The organism is Paraburkholderia sp. GAS38 (assembly GCF_050434965.1).
Classification (GTDB): Bacteria; Pseudomonadota; Gammaproteobacteria; order Burkholderiales; family Burkholderiaceae; genus Paraburkholderia; species Paraburkholderia phenazinium_A.
Genome location: NZ_JBNDJO010000003.1, coordinates 319,453 through 336,526, shown reverse-complemented (window position 1 = coordinate 336,526; position 17,074 = coordinate 319,453). Strand labels below are relative to the sequence as shown.

The 17,074-nt window shown below is 64.5% G+C and carries 14 protein-coding genes; 8 read left to right on the top strand and 6 right to left on the bottom strand.

The window, feature by feature from the left end:
- Positions 1 to 412 precede the first annotated feature (412 nt).
- The 4 genes from araH to P3T42_RS09055 all read right to left on the bottom strand — a co-directional run bounded on the left by araH (position 413) and on the right by P3T42_RS09055 (position 5,142).
- On the bottom strand, positions 413 to 1,351 hold the full coding sequence (araH, locus tag P3T42_RS09070) for an L-arabinose ABC transporter permease AraH (RefSeq protein ID WP_429305968.1): 939 nt from the start codon (positions 1,349 to 1,351) through the stop codon (positions 413 to 415).
- Between the two features lie 105 nt (positions 1,352 to 1,456).
- The gene (gene araG / locus P3T42_RS09065) at positions 1,457 to 2,998 is read right to left on the bottom strand and encodes an L-arabinose ABC transporter ATP-binding protein AraG (RefSeq protein ID WP_074297109.1); all 1,542 of its coding nucleotides are present in this window, start codon (positions 2,996 to 2,998) and stop codon (positions 1,457 to 1,459) included.
- 140 nt (positions 2,999 to 3,138) lie between these two features.
- A complete protein-coding gene (locus tag P3T42_RS09060; RefSeq protein ID WP_074294524.1) occupies positions 3,139 to 4,143 on the bottom strand; it encodes an arabinose ABC transporter substrate-binding protein in 1,005 nt (334 codons plus the stop codon).
- Positions 4,144 to 4,212: 69 nt separating this feature from the next.
- Positions 4,213 to 5,142: a Gfo/Idh/MocA family protein gene (locus P3T42_RS09055; RefSeq protein ID WP_429305796.1), complete on the bottom strand. Its 930-nt coding sequence runs from the start codon at positions 5,140 to 5,142 to the stop codon at positions 4,213 to 4,215.
- 122 nt (positions 5,143 to 5,264) lie between these two features.
- Between P3T42_RS09055 and P3T42_RS09050 the strand changes: the two genes are divergently transcribed.
- Positions 5,265 to 7,007, top strand: a complete 1,743-nt coding sequence (locus P3T42_RS09050; protein ID WP_074294522.1) for an IlvD/Edd family dehydratase — start codon at positions 5,265 to 5,267, stop codon at positions 7,005 to 7,007.
- 51 nt (positions 7,008 to 7,058) lie between these two features.
- Here P3T42_RS09050 and P3T42_RS09045 read toward each other — a convergent pair whose 3' ends face one another.
- The gene (locus tag P3T42_RS09045) at positions 7,059 to 8,153 is read right to left on the bottom strand and encodes an MDR/zinc-dependent alcohol dehydrogenase-like family protein (RefSeq protein WP_074294521.1); all 1,095 of its coding nucleotides are present in this window, start codon (positions 8,151 to 8,153) and stop codon (positions 7,059 to 7,061) included.
- 101 nt (positions 8,154 to 8,254) lie between these two features.
- Between P3T42_RS09045 and P3T42_RS09040 the strand changes: the two genes are divergently transcribed.
- The 7 genes from P3T42_RS09040 (at position 8,255) to P3T42_RS09010 (ending at position 15,072) form a co-directional block, all read left to right on the top strand.
- Positions 8,255 to 9,187, top strand: coding sequence for a LysR family transcriptional regulator (locus P3T42_RS09040; RefSeq protein ID WP_074294520.1), 933 nt, complete (start codon positions 8,255 to 8,257; stop codon positions 9,185 to 9,187).
- Positions 9,188 to 9,357: 170 nt separating this feature from the next.
- On the top strand, positions 9,358 to 10,074 hold the full coding sequence (locus P3T42_RS09035; RefSeq protein ID WP_074294519.1) for a 2Fe-2S iron-sulfur cluster-binding protein: 717 nt from the start codon (positions 9,358 to 9,360) through the stop codon (positions 10,072 to 10,074).
- Between the two features lie 12 nt (positions 10,075 to 10,086).
- Positions 10,087 to 11,088 carry an FAD binding domain-containing protein gene (locus tag P3T42_RS09030; RefSeq protein WP_074294518.1) on the top strand — a complete coding sequence of 334 codons (1,002 nt, stop codon included), beginning with the start codon at positions 10,087 to 10,089 and terminating at the stop codon, positions 11,086 to 11,088.
- Positions 11,085 to 13,325: a xanthine dehydrogenase family protein molybdopterin-binding subunit gene (locus P3T42_RS09025; protein ID WP_429305795.1), complete on the top strand. Its 2,241-nt coding sequence runs from the start codon at positions 11,085 to 11,087 to the stop codon at positions 13,323 to 13,325. Before P3T42_RS09030 ends, P3T42_RS09025 begins: the two co-directional genes overlap by 4 nt.
- Positions 13,326 to 13,415: 90 nt before the next feature.
- Entirely contained in the window at positions 13,416 to 14,003 is a 588-nt protein-coding gene (locus P3T42_RS09020) for a nucleotidyltransferase family protein (RefSeq protein WP_429305794.1), read from the top strand.
- 189 nt (positions 14,004 to 14,192) lie between these two features.
- Positions 14,193 to 14,915 carry a PIG-L deacetylase family protein gene (locus P3T42_RS09015; RefSeq protein WP_429305793.1) on the top strand — a complete coding sequence of 241 codons (723 nt, stop codon included), beginning with the start codon at positions 14,193 to 14,195 and terminating at the stop codon, positions 14,913 to 14,915.
- 4 nt (positions 14,916 to 14,919) lie between these two features.
- Positions 14,920 to 15,072, top strand: coding sequence for a hypothetical protein (locus tag P3T42_RS09010; protein WP_171991595.1), 153 nt, complete (start codon positions 14,920 to 14,922; stop codon positions 15,070 to 15,072).
- Between the two features lie 42 nt (positions 15,073 to 15,114).
- Here the strand turns inward: P3T42_RS09010 and P3T42_RS09005 are convergent, their stop codons facing one another.
- Complete coding sequence (locus P3T42_RS09005) at positions 15,115 to 16,836, bottom strand: hypothetical protein (RefSeq protein ID WP_429305792.1); 1,722 nt, start codon at positions 16,834 to 16,836, stop codon at positions 15,115 to 15,117.
- Between the last annotated feature and the right edge of the window lie 238 nt (positions 16,837 to 17,074).

The window sequence follows — 17,074 nt, the reverse complement described above, 5'->3', positions numbered from 1 at the left end:
GAGAATATCGCAATTTTCTCAATACTGTATTTCAGAATCCCTTACGCTTCACATTTATGCCGTCGGATTTATTTTATTTGTAACATTGCGCATGAGACGCACCATTGCGGCAGCCCAAATGAAATGGGGTGCGCTCCTCTCGCGAGCGCACCCCAAGTGCCTGAATGGAAGCCTTTCCCGGAGAAATCAGACCGGTCTAGCGTGACATGAATATCGGCCAGCAGGGTCCCCGGTAACACCTCCTAATATTTCGCCAACTTTCCTTTAAATCATTCCCTCGAATCGCCATTCGATCACCTGAAAATCCAGGTCGCTCTATTCCACTCAAAAGAATACGCGAATTATGATTAACGTTGATTAAGCGGAATTACCCGGCATTACGTCGGTAAGCGAGCGGACGAGGAAAGCGCCCTCACGCTACCCGCTTGCTGCGCCGGTAGTGGTCGAACAGCACCGCGAGCAACAAGATGCCGCCGCGAATCAGGTATTGATAGAAGGTCGGCACGTTCAGCAGGCTCATGGCGTCCTGCACCGAACCCATGATCAGCACGCCGACGAGCACACCGGAGATGGTCGCCACCCCACCCGTCAACGAGACGCCACCGAGCACACATGCCGAAATCACGCCGAGCTCGAGCCCGACCGAGGTCTTCGGATCGCCGAGGCTCATGCGCGACGCGAGCATCACACCGGCGAAACCGGTGACGAGGCCTTGCAGCACGAACACCACGATCTTGATGCGCGTGACGGGCAACCCCGCGAGCAGCGCGGCTTCGCTATTGCCGCCAACCGCCAGTACGTTCTTGCCGAACACGGTCTTTTTAAGCAGGAATCCGAACAAGACGAAGCCGACGATATTGCTCCAGATCGGATACGAGATGCCGAGGAACGAGCCGCCACCGAGATCGAAAAAGCGTTCTTCGGAGATCATTACCGCATCGCCGTTCGAAGTGATGTACGCCAGGCCCCGCACTACCTCCATCATGGCCAGCGTCACGATCAGCGAGTTGATCTTGTAGCGCGCAACGAGCACCCCGTTGACGAGGCCAACCGCGCCTCCCGCCAGCACGCCGCCGGCGATGCCGAACAGCACGCTGTGCGTCGCGGTGATCAGGGTGGAGGCCACCACGCCCGAGAACGCGACGATCGACGCCACCGACAGGTCCACTTCGCCGAGCGCCAGCACGAACATCATCGTGACGGAGATCGAACCGATCAGCGTGACCGAAAGCAACAGCCCCTGAATATTGCGTGCGCTGATGAAGTCCGGCACCGTCAGCGAAAGCACGCCAAACAGGATGATGAAGACCATCACGATGCCGGACTTGTTGATGAAGTCCCAGGCCTGCATGGCGCGCGGACGGGCCGCGACGTTCGCCGCCGGATTCGTGGCAGCCGTGTGGGTAGGTTGGTCTTGAGTTTGCATTGTGTCTGTTTCCATTCGGTGAATCCGGCCTCAGCGCGGGAGTGCAAGCTTGATCAGCGCGTCGGGCGTCGCCTGGGCTTTCGGCAAATCGCCGACGATGCGGCCTTCTTTCATCACCAGCACCCGATCCGCGATCCCGATCACTTCCGCCAGATCGCTCGAGACGACTATCACGGTGCGGCCCGCTTCGGCCAGTCCATAAAGCAGGCCGTAAATTTCGCTGCGTGCGCCCACGTCGATGCCGCGGGTCGGCTCGTCCATCAGGAACACGTCGATCTCTTCGGCGAGCCAGCGCGACAAGATCACCTTCTGCTGATTGCCGCCCGAGAGCGTGCCGATGGGTGTCTCGCCGTTGCGCGTCTTGATCGCCAGCTTCGCGATGAACTCCTTCGCGGTCTGCGCTTCCTTGCGGCTGTTGAGCACGTTGAAGCGGCTAAAGTGCCGGCGGCAACTGATATTCAGGTTGTCCGAGACCGACGCGATCGAGACGATGCCCTCCTGCTTGCGGTCTTCCGGGCACAGTGCGACGCCCGCTCGCACCGCGTCGCGCGGCGTCGCAAAACGCACGCGCCGGCCCTTCAGCACGATCTCGCCGGCAGCCGGCTTCACCGCACCGTAAATCAGCTTCATCAATTCGGACCGGCCCGCACCCACCAGACCGAAGAAGCCGACAATCTCGCCGGCTCGCGCGGAAAACGACGCGGGCTCCTTGAGACCCGGCCCCAGCAGCCCCTTTACTTCGAGCTGCACGTCGCCTGCCGCGCGCGGCCGGTAGCCGTAGACGTCGGCAATCGAGCGGCCCACCATGCAACTGATCAGGCGGTCGCGATCGAGTCCCTCACCGGCTTCGAAGGTGTCGATATGGCGTCCGTCGCGAAACACCGTCACGCGGTCGCAGAGTTCATAGACTTCCTCCATGCGATGCGTGACGTAGATGATTGCGCGCCCTTCTGCCTTCAGCGCGCGGATGATGCGGAACAGTTGCGTCGTCTCGCGCGACGACAGCGAACTGGTCGGTTCGTCGAACGCAATCACGCGCGCATCGCGCATCAACGCCTTGCCGATCTCGATCATCTGGCGCTGGCCGATGGACAGATACTTCACCTGCTGCGCCGGATCGATCTTCTCGCCCAGCCGCTCGAGTTCGCGCATGGCGCGCGCGAGCAGCGCTTTTTCGTCCAGCACACCGAAGCGGTTAGGCAACGCGCCCAACATCAGGTTTTCCGCTACGGTCAGCTCAGGCACCAGATGCAGTTCCTGATAGATGATCGCGACGCCGGCCTCGATCGCGGCCTTGGTGGTGGTGAACTGCTGCACCACGCCGTTCAGCGAGAGCGTGCCCGCAGCGGGCTGATTCACGCCGGACAGCACCTTCAGCAGCGTGGATTTACCGGCGCCGTTTTCGCCCATCAGGCCGTGCACTTCTCCGCGCCGCACGTCGAGCGAGACCTGGTCGAGCGCGAGTACACCGGGAAACTGCACGGTGATGCCGGCAAGCTGGAGATACGCCTCTGTATCACTGGAACCGGCGCTGGAGTCCAGATGCGCTGCGTCGGGTTGGGAAACCGTCATCGAATGCCTCTTGCTGGTGAACACAACGCGCGGGCCGGACCGTTCAATCCTTCGGCGGTGTACCGCCCGCCCGCGCCGTGAGCGTTGCCAATCGTGCCGGCACGCTCACGCGAACGCTCATTGCACGTTCATTTGCAGACTTAAATACCGAGTTCCTTGCGCACATCCTCCCAGTTGCTGCGCACCATCAGCTTGCCCGTGGTCTGCGTGTCGGCAGGCGGCTGCTTGCCCGTCTTGATCCAGTCGACGAGGTTCTCCGTGCTCTCCTTGCCGTGATTCGTCGAGCTGACGGCGATCGTGCCGTAGAAGCCGGTCGGCTCCTTCTTCTGGAATTCGGCGAACGCTTCGCCGGCGCCGTTGATGCCGACGCCGATCACATCGGAAGCGGGAATGTGCAGTTGCTCGGTCGCGCGCACGCCACCCAGCACGGTCTCTTCGTTGAGCGCGAAGATCACCCACTTCTTGATGTTCGGATGCTGCGCCAGCACCGGCGAGACGGCGTTGAAGCCGCCTTCGTCATCGGTGGTCTTCTGCGGCGCGTCGAAGATGTTGTCCTTCTTGAAGCCGTTGGCGAGCAGCGACTGCGTGGCGCCGTCGGTGCGTTGCTTGGCGGTCGGCAGTTCGTAGTCGGTGATGCGCAGCGCGCCGACCTCTTCCGGCTTCCAGCCGCGCCGTTTCATTTCATCGGAGATCGCCTGGCCCACCTGATTGCCGATCTTGATGGCCGACATCCCGAGGTGCGGCACATCGGCAAGCGGCTTGCCGGTGGAGTCGACCAGTTGATCGTCGACGGTGACGAACTTCATGTTGTAGCGCTTGGCGCGTGCCTCGATTGCCGGTCCGAGCCGCACGTCTGGCGCGCAGATCACAAAACCCTTTGCGCCTTGTGCACCGAGGTTATCGATTGCAGCCAGCACTTTTTCGCCGTCCGGCGTGCCGATGTTCACCACCGAGAAGCCATCCTTCTGACCGAGCGCGCTAGCGGCCTTCTGTTCGTTGATGAACCATGCCTGTTCCGGCATCTTCACCAGAAAACCGATCTTGAGCGGTTCGTCTGCGCGTACCGACATCTGGGTCGCGAACGGTACCGCGAGGACGGCGGCCGCCATGGCGGACAAGGTCAAACGGCGAAGCTTCTGGTTCATGTAGGTCTCCTAAAATTAACAACTTGAGTTTGACTGCGTATGGGCTGTGCGGCGTTTCAGCGGCGCCGCTTATTCGACGAACGGCTCGACCGCGTGCCGGTGGCCCAGCAGCAGCGCGTCGGCCACGTGTTCGAGCGGCCGGATATCCACGTCGCTATGACCGGCAGTAATCAGTTCGCCAAAGCGTTCGTACAATCCGGGGTATTCCCGCTCCGGACCGATCTCCACAGCCACGCCGTCGATATGCATCTGCTTGCCGCCCTGCGCGAGGCGCAGAACCCCGTCGCCGGTCGTCGCCTCGATCTGCCACAATTCTTCGGAACCATGGCGCCAGTCGAACTCCGCGCGGATCGGCGTATCGCGTTCGTCGGTGAAATCCAGGTTGGCGGCAATCGGGGTCTGCCGGTTGGACGGCACCCAGAGCTCGGCGGACTTCAGAAAAAACGCGTGCGGCAAGATGCGTGTGATGATCGACAAGGCATTGATGCCCGGATCGAAGACGCCCAGTCCCCCCGGCTGCCAGATCCAGTCCTGATTCGGATGCCACTTCCTGACATCTTCCTTCCACAGGACCTTCACGGACTGGATGTCGTGTCCTGCGAGCCATGTCCGGGCGGCCTCGACCGCAGGCGCATAGCGGGAATGCCACGAAGCGAACAGACTGCAACCGTGTTCGCGGGCAAGCTCGGCAAGCAGGCTCACCTCGACGACGCTCGCGCCGGGCGGCTTCTCCAGCATCACATGCTTGCCCGCGACGAGGGCGGCGCGTGCCTGCTCGAAGCGCACTTGCGGAGTCGCGCAAAGCGAGACCGCCTCCAGTTCGGGCTCGGCCGCGAGCATCTCCTGAAGCGTCCTGTAGTTGCGCACGCCATCGACCTGCGCGTTACGGCTCGCGCACGCGACAAGCTTGAATCCGTCGTTTGCCGCGATAGCCGGCAAATGCTGGTCGCGTGCGATCTTGCCCACGCCCACAATGCCTATCGAAATCTGCTTCGGCATGTCTCGGCCCCCACCATATTCAATAGTCACACTATATTGTGCGCGTTTTGCGGCAAATATTCGTGAATACCCTAGTGAACACTCTAAATAGTCTTACTATAATGTGGGATCAGGAGGGCACTATGCCAGACAAAAAACGAGCGCTGCGCTCGGCGCAGTGGTTCGGCACCGCCGACAAGAACGGCTTCATGTACCGCAGCTGGATGAAGAATCAGGGCATTCCTGATCACGAGTTCCAGGGCAAGCCGATCATCGGCATCTGCAATACCTGGTCGGAGCTAACGCCGTGCAATGCGCACTTCCGCAAGATCGCGGAGCACGTCAAGCGCGGGGTGTTCGAAGCGGGCGGCTTCCCGGTCGAATTCCCGGTCTTCTCGAACGGCGAGTCGAACCTGCGCCCCACCGCCATGTTCACGCGCAACCTCGCGAGCATGGATGTGGAGGAGTCGATCCGCGGCAATCCGATCGACGCGGTGGTCCTGCTCGCGGGTTGCGACAAGACCACCCCGGCACTCCTGATGGGCGCGGCCAGTTGCGACGTGCCCGCCATCATGGTGAGCGGCGGCCCGATGCTCAACGGCAAGCATGAGGGCCGCGACATCGGCTCGGGCACCGTTGTCTGGCAGCTCAGCGAGCAGGTGAAGGCGGGCAAGATCTCGCTGCATGAATTCATGTCCGCCGAAGCGGGCATGTCGCGCTCCGCGGGTACTTGTAACACCATGGGCACCGCCTCGACAATGGCGTGCATGGCCGAAGCGCTCGGCGTCACGCTGCCGCACAACGCGGCGATTCCCGCGGTCGACTCGCGCCGCTACGTCCTCGCGCATATGTCGGGCATGCGCATCGTCGAGATGGCGCTTGAAGACCTGCGACTGTCGAAGCTGCTGACGCGCGAGGCCTTCGAAAACGCGATCCGTGTGAACGCGGCAATCGGCGGCTCGACGAATGCCGCAATCCACCTCAAGGCGATCGCCGGACGCATTGGCGTGAACCTCGAACTCGACGACTGGACGCGCATAGGCCGCGGCACGCCCACGCTGGTCGATCTGCAGCCGTCGGGCCGCTTCCTGATGGAAGAGTTCTATTACGCGGGCGGTTTGCCGGCCGTGCTGAAGCGCCTCGGCGAAGCGGGCCTGCTGCCGCATCCGGATGCCTTGACCGCGAACGGCCAGTCGCTGTGGGACAACAACAAGGAAGCGCCGATCTATAACGACGAAGTGATTCGTCCGCTCGACAAACCGCTCGTCGCCGACGGCGGTCTGTGCATCGTACGCGGCAATCTCGCGCCGAACGGTGCGGTGGTGAAGCCGTCTGCCGCGACGCCGGCCCTGCTCAAGCACCGTGGGCGCGCCGTGGTATTCGAGAACTTCGACGACTACAAGGCGCGCATCGGCGACCCCGAACTCGACGTGACGGCCGACTCCATCCTCGTGATGAAGAACTGCGGACCGAAGGGTTATCCGGGCATGGCCGAGGTGGGCAACATGGGCTTGCCGCCGAAACTGCTCGCACAAGGCGTGACGGATATGGTGCGGGTGTCGGATGCGCGCATGAGCGGCACCGCGTACGGCACGGTCGTGCTGCACGTGTCGCCCGAAGCGCGCGCCGGCGGTCCGCTCGCCGTGGTCCGCGAAGGCGACTGGATCGAACTGGACTGCCTCGCTGGACGGTTGCATCTCGACATCGGCGCGGACGAGCTGACGGCACGTCTGGCCGATTGGGCGGAAACACAGCAGAAGATACCGGCGGATGCGAGCGGCTATCGCCAGCTCTATGTCGAGCATGTCCTGCAAGCCGACCAGGGCTGCGACTTCGACTTCCTGGTGGGCTGCCGCGGCGCGGAGGTGCCGCGCCACTCGCATTGAACGCAACAGCCTGGCGTTGGCAACCGCCAACGCCAGGGCCAATGCTCACGCTCACATAGCCAACGCGCCCTCCCCGGCCCCTGCGACCACCATCGTGCACTGCAGGCCCGCCATCTGCCCGGCCGCATCGATCGCCGCTTCAAGCCCGGCAAACGGGTACGCCTGCAACTCGACCGCATCGAGCGGCAACTGACCGGACGCCACCAACGCGACCAACGCCAGATAGTCGGCACGCGTGTACATGAAGTTGCCGATCAACTCCCAGTTGTTCAGCAGCATCTCCTGATACGCAATCGGCAGGTCCACCTGCATGCTGCCCATCAGCACCAGCCGGCCGCCCCGGCGCAAGCTGCGCAGCGCGGCGAGCGTCGCGTTCGGATCGGTTGCCTGGCCGACCATGTCGAACGCGAGATCGGCGCCGCCGCCCGACGCGGCGCGGATCGCCGCCACGTCCTGCGCGGCGTCGCCCGTCAACAGGACCGGTACGACGCGCCCCTTGCCGAGTTCGATCAGGCGCTGCAGCGGCTGCGCGCGCCTGCTGAGCGCCACCACCCGGCTCGCGCCCATGGCGAGCGCGGCCAGCACCGCCGCCGAGCCGAAGTAGCCGGTCGTGCCGTTCACCACCACGACCTCGCCCGCCGCCAGCCGGCCGCGCCGCAGTCCGCCGAACGGCACCGCGAACTTGCCGAGCACGGCCAGCCGCTCGGACGAGAGGTCGTCCAGTCCATCCAGCGCAATCAGCGTCGAAGCCGGAAATTCGGCAAACTCGCGCAGCGTGCCGTGCGGGAAATCGGCCATCAGCGCACCGCTGTCGGCGCTGATGGCCGTCAGGCCGATCAGCGCCTGGGCCGGCTCGCGTACTGTTTCGTCGGCGATCCAGTACGGGTTGACGGCCACGCGTTGACCGGCCCGCAACGACACCACACCCTCGCCGACCGCCGCCACCACGCCGACGCCGTTGGTCCCCGGCGAGAACGGTCCCGGCGGATAGGCATAGGGCAGCTTCCCTTCCAGATAACTGCGCGTGTAACTCAACAGCGGCACGGCTTCCATCCGCACCAGCACGGCGCCACGGCGCGGCTGCGGTTGCGCGACTTCGCGCAGGGCCAGCGGCTGGCCGGGTTCATCGAGCATCCAGGCTTTCATGGTTGACTCCTCAGTCAGGTTCTCAAAGTGGGTGGCACGCTTGAACTCTAGGGCCCGGCTACGTATTCTTGAAATCAATTACTGGAATGTGACCCATCAATATGATTGATCTCCGCGGTATCGATCTGAACCTGCTGGTGTCGCTCGACGCCTTGCTCGCCGAATCCAACGTCACCCGCGCCGCCGAGCGCCTGCACCTGACGCAGCCCGCGGTGTCGACGCAGCTCGCGCGGCTTCGGCAGATCTTCGGCGATCCGCTGCTGATCCCCGCTGAGACCGGCCGCGGCATGACGCGCAGCGCGCGGGCTCTGGCGTTGATGGAGCCCTTGCATGCGGCGCTGAAAAATCTGGAAGTGGTGGTACGCCATCAGCCGGCCTTCGATCCGCACACGGACACGCGCCGCTTCGTTATCGCCGCCAACGACAACGGCACCGCGGTGCTCGGCCTGCCGTTGATGGAGCGCCTGCCTGAACTCGCGGGACCGGGCGTGCGGATCGCCTTTATCGTGGCGGACCAGCCGTCGACGACAGAGCGCCTCGAACGCGGCGAAATCGATCTGCTGATCGGCTCCGAGCGGATGGTTCCGGCCACCATGCGCGCCCGCAAACTGTTCGACGAGCGTTTCGTCGTGGTCCAGCGCAAGGGGCATCCACGCGGCACCGCACCGCTCGATCTCGACACGTACTGCGCGCTCGACCATGTGCTCGCGTCCACCAGCGGCGGCAGTTTCCACGGCTTCATGGACGAGCATCTGGAAGCGCTCGGACGCACGCGGCGGGTGGCGCTATCGGTGCAGCATTTCACGCTGGTGCCCGAATTGCTGGCGCATACGGACTATGTCTCGACGCTGCCGTCGCGCTTTGCAGCGCGCCATCGGGACCGGCTCGACGTCTTCGATCTGCCGTTCGAGGCGCGCGGCTTCACGGCGTTCGCCGCGTGGCATCCGCGCAATCATGCCGACCCGGCGCTGGTGTGGTTGCGCGAGACCTTGACCTGTATCGCACAACACTGTGTTTCCTTTTTGCCCCGGTAAACGGCGGTTGATGGTGTTTTACATTGACTATAGTGAAGCGCGACCTGCCAGCGCCGTGGTACGCGCGGACGGGGCACTGAAATTGCTGGCTGATTCGTTGTACGCGCATGCATCGGACTGCCGAGGCGTCGCGGGTTTGCATCGACCTTTCATGGAGCAAACAGAACGTTATGTCCAGGAATCGAGTCCCTCCGGGTTCGGACGAAGAACCCACCCCCACTGCCGATCAACCCTCGCGCCGACGCTTCCTGCAATCCGCCGCCGCGGCGGCGACCGTCGGCGTGGCGCCGCATCTACATGCACAGACCCAGCCGGCCGCTCCGCCGGCGCCTGCATCGCCCGCTGAAGTGCGCGCGCCCGAGCCGCCGCAGCCGGTCACGCTCAACATCAACGGCCGCGCTTACGCGTTGCAACTGGAGCCGCGCGTCACGCTGCTCGACGCGCTGCGCGAATACGCCGGCCTGATGGGCACCAAGAAGGGCTGCGACCGCGGGCAATGCGGCGCGTGCACAGTGCTGGTCGAAGGCCGGCGCATCAACTCGTGCCTGACGCTGGCGGTGATGCACGAAGGCGAAACCATCACGACTGTCGAAGGCCTCGCGAGCCAGGGCGTGCTGAGTCCGATCCAGCGCGCCTTCATCGAACACGACGCGTTTCAGTGCGGCTACTGTACGCCCGGGCAGCTCTGTTCCGCGACGGCGCTGCTCAACGAATTCAATAGCGGCACCGCGAGCACCGTCACTGCCGACGTCCGTACCCGTCCGCCCCAACTCTCCGACGACGAAATCCGCGAACGCATGAGCGGCAATATCTGCCGCTGCGGTGCGTACGCCAACATCGTCGCCGCCGTGCGCACCGTGCACGACGGCAACACCGGCAACGCCTGACGGAGCACGGCCATGGACGCGATTTCCTATGAACGCGCTGGCGACGTCAGCAGCGCGCTACGCGCGGCGCAGCAACCCGGCACGATGTTTATCGGCGGCGGCACCAATCTGCTGGATCTGATGAAGGGCGGCGTGGAGCGGCCCGTGCATCTCGTCGATATCACGCACCTGCGCGGACTCGATACGATCGGCACGCTGCCTGACGGCGGCCTGCGCATCGGCGCGCTGGTGCGCAACAGCGACGCCGCCAATCATGCGCTGGTGCGCGAACAGTATCCGCTGCTCTCGCAGGCGTTTCTGTCGGGGGCGTCGCCGCAGTTGCGCAATATGGCCACCGTGGGCGGCAATCTGATGCAGCGCACCCGTTGCGGCTACTTCTACGACACGGCCTTTACGCAATGCAACAAGCGCCAGCCGGGCAGCGGCTGCGCCTCCATAGAAGGACAAAACCGCACGCACGCGATTCTCGGCGCCAGTTCGCAATGTGTCGCCGTGAACCCGTCGGATATGAGCGTGGCGCTGGTGGCGCTCGATGCCGTGGTGCGCGTGAGCAGTCTGCGCGGCGAGCGCACGATTCCGATTGCAGAGTTTCACCGCCTGCCCGCCGACCGTCCGGAGGTAGATACCACCCTGCAACCCGGCGAACTGATCACCGCCGTCGATCTGCCACCGCCGCTGTTTAGCGACCACTCCCACTACCTGAAAGTGCGCGACCGCGCGAGTTACGCGTTTGCGCTCGTCTCGGTGGCTGCCGCCTTGCAGATGGACGGCCATATGGTGCGGACTGCGCACATCGCGTTGGGCGGCGTCGCGCATAAGCCCTGGCGTGCGAGCGTCGCGGAACAGATGCTGAGCGGCAAGCCGCTCACCGATACGACGCTGCGCGCCGCTGCAGCCGCCGCCATGGGCGAAGCGCAGCCGCTCAGCGGCAACCGCTTCAAGGTGCAACTCGCGCAACGCTCGATTGTGCGCGCCGTGAATCAGGCCGCGGGCCGGACCGGAGGTGTCGCATGAACCTGAACCTGGATGCCCCACTGGTCGGTCAACCGATGGACCGCACCGACGGCCTGCTGAAAGTGACCGGCGAGGCCCGCTATGCGGCGGAATTCCCCGAGGCGCGCCTGGCACACGCGGTGCTGGTGACGAGCACCATCTCGAGCGGCAGCATTGCGTCGATCGACACGAGCCGCGCGCAATCCCTGCCGGGCGTGCTGCTGGTGATGACGTATCAGAACGCGCCGCGCCTGCCCAACGGCGGGCGTCCGCCGCTGACGCCGCCGGCCGGCCGTCATCTGTCGCTGTTGCAGAGCAATCAGATCAACTACAGCAACGAGCCCGTTGCCGTCGTGGTGGCCGACACGCTCGAACGCGCCACCGACGCCGCGCAGCAACTGCGCATCGTCTATCAAAGCACGCCTGGCGCGCTCGACTTCACCAGCGCCAAGGCGAATGCGCACGCGCCGATCACGCCGCAGGGCCGCCAGACCGACACGCAGCGCGGCGACTTCGAAGCGGGCCTCGCGAGCGGCAGCGTGCGCGTCGACGCCGTTTATACGACCCCGGTCGAACATCACAATCCCATGGAACCGCACGCCACTATGGCGCATTGGGATGGCCCGCAACTGACGCTGTACGACTCCACCCAGGGCGTGAGCGGGGCGCGCATCGCCGTGGCGAAAACGCTGGGCGTCTCGCCCGACGACGTGCGCGTGATCTCGCCGTTCATCGGCGGCGGGTTCGGCGGTAAGGGCTCGTCCTGGTCGCATGTGGCGCTCTGCGCGATGGCCGCGAAGCAGACCGGGCGTCCGGTGCGCCTCGCGTTGACGCGCCCGCAGATGTTCGGTTCGGTCGGCGCGCGGCCGCGTACCGAGCAGCATTTCACGCTCGCCGCGCGCCACGACGGCACGCTCACCGCGATGCGGCACGACAGCTTCTCGAACACGTCGACGTTCGAGGACTGGACCGAGACCTGCTGCATGGTCACGCGCATGCTCTACGCGGTGCCGAATCAGTTGACGACGCACCGGCTCGTGCAGTTGAACCTGGGGACGCCGACGTTCATGCGCGCGCCGGGCGAAACCACCGGCTCGTTCGCACTCGAATCCGCGATGGACGAGCTCGCGTGGAAACTCAAGATGGACCCCGTCGCGCTGCGGCTGAAAAACTATGCGGAGGTCGATCCGCAGGAGAACAAGCCGTTTTCGAGCAAGGCGCTGCGGCAATGCTACGAGATCGGCGCGGAGAAATTCGGCTGGTCGCGACGCACTTCGACGCCACGTTCCATGCGCTCCGGCAACACGCTGATCGGCCTCGGCATGGCGACCGCCACCTATCCCGCCAACCGTAGCCCGGCCGCGGCGATTGCGCGCATCCTGCCGGACGGGACCGCGATGGTCGCGTCCGGCACGCAGGATCTCGGCACCGGCACATACACGGTGATGACCCAGGTGTCCGCCGACGCGCTCGGCTTTCCGCCCGAAAAAATCCATTTCGCGCTGGGCGATTCGACCCTGCCGCAAGCACCCGGCTCGGGCGGTTCGCAGTCGGCCGCGAGCGTGTCGCCGGCGGTGCGCGACGCCTGCCTGCAGGTGCGCAACCAGTTGATCTCGCTCGCGCTGGCCGACGCCGCCTCGCCGCTGCACGGCATGGATTCGTCCGATGTGAGCGTGGCGAACGGCTGGGTGGTCAGCCGGGCGAACGCGTCGTTGCGCGACCCCGCGGCGGCGATTCTCGCGCGCGCCGGCGGCAAGCCCATCGAGGCGGTGGTCAGCGTGAAGCCCGGCCAGGAGCGCAGTGACTATTCACTGCATTCGTTCGGCGCGGTGTTCGCGGAGGTCCACGTGGATGCGGACCTCGGCACGATCAGAGTGCCGCGCATTGTGGGCGTCTATGACGTCGGCCGGGTCCTGAATCAGAAAACCGCGCGCAGCCAGATGATGGGCGGCATGGTCTGGGGCATCGGCGCCGCGTTCGAAGAGGACACGTTGCTCGACGCGCGCTACGGCCGCTTCGTCAATATGAATCTTGCCGAGTACCACGTGCCGGTGAATGCAGACATCGGCACGCTCGACGTCAGCTTTATCGACGAGCCCGATCCGCACATCAACTCGCTCGGGGTGCGTGGGATTGGCGAGATTGGCCTGACCGGCGTGGTGGCCGCGCTGGCGAATGCGGTCTATCACGCGACCGGCGTGCGGGTGCGCGATCTGCCCATCACGCTGGACAAGGTGATGAGGCCGACGGAGGTGTGAGCGGGAACGCACGGGGTCGACATATTGGTGCTTGCCTGCTCGCCGGTTGCGCCGCACAATCGACCTCATTCCCTTTCCAGGTGCCGCCCCATGGCCTACGCCTCGCTCGCCACCGGCGTGCTGCTTGCCGCCGGCTACGGGTCGCGCTTCGACCCGGACGGCCTGCACAACAAGCTGCTCGCCCGCATGCCGGACGGCGGCATCGTGGCCCATGAGGCGGCTCATCGACTCCTGCTGGTCGTGTCGCACGTACTCGCGGTGGTGCGTCCCGGCTCCGAGGCGCTCGCCCGCATGCTGAACGACGCGGGCTGCGACGTGGTGTTCTCCAGCGACGCCGAGCGCGGCATGGGCGCGAGCCTCGCGGCGGGCATCGAAGCCAGCGCCGACTCGGAAGGCTGGATCGTCGCGCTGGCCGATATGCCGCGCATTGCGGTCGCCACGGTGGAAGCGGTCGCGCGCACGCTCGACGGCGGCGCCTCGATCGTCGTGCCGTTCTATCAGGGTCAGCGCGGTCACCCGGTCGGCTTCGGCCCGGAGCATCGCGACGCCCTGATGAGACTCGACGGCGACACCGGCGCGCGGGCCCTGCTGTCCACGCATCAGGTCGCACGGCTCGATGTCGACGATCCCGGTATTTTGCGCGACGTCGATACGCCCGAGGATCTGCACGGCCTGTGAGCGGCGCGCCGCGTCGGCGTCAGCGCCGGCGCAGCCAGGACGCTAGCTCAGGCGGCGCCGTCAGGCACACGCCTTGCGACGGCCAGCTTCTGCGCAAGCGGCTTCAATACGGTCTAAGCTGATGTGACGCTGTCCCGTCGACATACCGGATGCAGCCGCCCGCGCGCCTCCGAGAACCCATTTCGATCCATGAGCGAAACCAGCCCGCGTCTTTTTATCGTCTCGCCCCACTTCGACGACGCCGTCTTTAGTTGCGGCGCGTTGCTCGCCACCCATTCCGACGCCGTCGTCTGCACCGTGTTCGCCGCAGCGCCCGAGCAGAATATGCAGACCGATTGGGACAGCAAGGCCGGCTTTCCTGGCGCGCACGAATCGGTCAATGCGCGTACGCTGGAAGACAATCGTGCGCTCGAGCTGTTCGATGCGGTGCCGGTGCGCATGCCGTTTCGCGACGGCCAGTATCTCGACTCGCCGTCGATCAGCCGGCTGGCGGCGGCGCTCGAAGAAACCATTTACCGTTCGACCGCGAATACGCTGCTGATGCCGCTCGGCCTGCACCATGCGGATCACGTGCTGGTGTTCGACGCCTGCTGCGAAATCCTGCCGCGGCTGTCGCACCTCGCGTGGTTTGCGTATGAGGATGCGATCCACCGCCGCCAGCCGGGCGTCGTGGCGGCGCGCCTCGATGATCTGGAGCGACGCGGCATCGTGGCGACGCCGGCCCATCCGTCGGCGGATCACACGATCGACGCCGGGCGCCAGACGTCGCTCAAGCGCGAGGCGGTCGCGGCGTACGCCAGCCAGTTGCGCGCGTTCGGGCCGCAGGGCTATGACGATGTGTTTAACGCCGAACACTACTGGCAGCTGAGCGTGTCCCGCACGCCCGTGCGCCGCTCCCATCCCGCGAGGTGATGTCATGAATGACCGCATGCATACCAGTCCGATCCCCGACCCCATTGCGGACCCGACGCGCGACCCGGAAGGCGATCCGCTCGCGCCGCCCTCGCCGGGCCATCACAACGACGAGCCGCAGCGGCCCGAGGGGCCGCCGGATAAAGATCCGGTTTGAGGATGGGGGTTGAGGGCGACCGGTACGACGTGCGCCCCAACTTCAACCGACGCTGGCTAGAGCCATGGCCGGCTGATATTCCTGCCGGGACTCGTCCAGGACGCCGGTCACTGCCTGAGCCAGTTCGTAGTAGCCCTCGCGACGCATGTGGAAGCCGTCGTCGAAAAGCCACTCAATGCCCGTGACGGCGTTGACGTCGATATAGGTCAGATTATCAAGTGCCTTGCACATGTCGACGATGAACGCGTTGTAGCGCTGTCGAAGCGCCTTCTCGTCCGGATTGTTCTCAAGTTTGCGGGTGTTTTCGAGCAGCACCACGATCTTCGCACCCGGCTTGATCCAGGACGAGAGTGTGTGAAGGGCCATGCGAATGATCTCGTGGCGCTCCTCGTTGCTCGACGGGACGAAGTTGAAATTCCGCACGAACCAGAGGGCAAGCTCGGACTTCAGGATGTCGCGTACGGCGTCCTCGTCGAGCCGAACCGTCAAGCCGTCCGTACCGCGAAAGTAGTTGACTTCCATCATCCGGTAGAGCGACAGGACAATCAGGTCGCCCTCCTGCGCGGCATGCTTCAGGGCCAGCATGTCGTCGGCGTTGAAGGCGGGGATGTACGGTCGCAGTTCGCTCTTCCGGACGCGCTCGGGATCGTCGAGGATGAGGAACGGATCGTCGAGGCGCTTCATGAAGCCGTTTTGCTGCCGGTTCGTGAATTCACTCGAGTCGGCCGAGCAGTAGGTCGACAGTTGAAGCATGTCGCAACCGCCGACGACAACCAGCTTGTACCGGCGCAGCGTGGAAATCACTGCGCTGCGCGAACCGTCCTTGATCCAGTCCACGCTCGCGAAGGTTTCAATGGGATTGGCGACCGGACCGACAATCTCGATGCCGGGCCGGTTCAGGTATTCATAAACGTACTGCTCCACGCCCATATTCATGATGCGGCACGAGAAGACAAAGTGCTCCAGTCGATACTCGCGCAAGGTGGCCAGCGTCATGAAGAAGCCAACGATGCCATAGTCGCCGAACTTGTCCCAGACGCGCACGACGCCGGCGTTGAAACCGAAGGCCCGGAGGTCCGCAAGCAGACGGCGGCGCGCCTCTTCGGTTTCGATGCGGCGTTTCGTGTAGTTGAGCTGATTTGAACGATTGATGAGCTCGACGATGCGCTCAATGTTCTCCTCAACCGCGAAGTCGATCTCGATGCGGATCTCGCTCGCGCGCAGGAAGCGCTCGTCGCTGCCTCCCTCTGTTTGCTTGAGGTTCTGCTTCTCGGCCAGCAGGCGGTATTGCCGCAGCCGGGTCAGCTCGCTGTCGGGCGCACCTTGCAGGAACGGACTGTCCATCAACGCAGCAAGCTGATGTGGACTCTCCAGGCAGACCATGCCTGGGCAACAGTAGCCGGCTTCCGCGAGGACAGACGGATTGTCGTCGATGAAGACGACGTTGTCCGGCCGGAGCTGGAGTGCCGAGACAATGCCGGCAATCGACCTGCCCTTCGGCTGAAAGCTCACGCTGGGCAACACGAAGTAATCCAGCACGTCCAGCTCGCGCAAAGCCGCCAACGCGCGGTCGGGTTCGTTCTTCGAGCAGACCGACGAGATAATGCCGCGGCGGGCCAGTTGCTTGACCATCTCGACATTCTCGGCGATGGGCGTGATGCCCTCTTCGGATAGCGTCCCGTTCCAGAAGGTCTCGTCCAGATCCCAGACGACGAGCTTCACAGCGTTTTTAAGGAGCGGTTTGGCGAAGCTATGGTCGGGCATCGGCGACGGTCTCTTCTCAAGGCAAGGTCGAATGGAAGTGGCGCTCCCAGTAAGCGAACTCCGTGCCAACGTCAACCGCCCTCATCCAATCGACGAAAACGCTTTCACCGCTAGCCGGATGGATGGCATCCGGCCACGCGACGGCCGTCGTAACCGGTACGCGCAGGCGAGCGTTACGTAACGCAGCGGCGATGGACCCTATCCAACCGGCATACAGGCGGCGGCCGCGGTCGCGCCG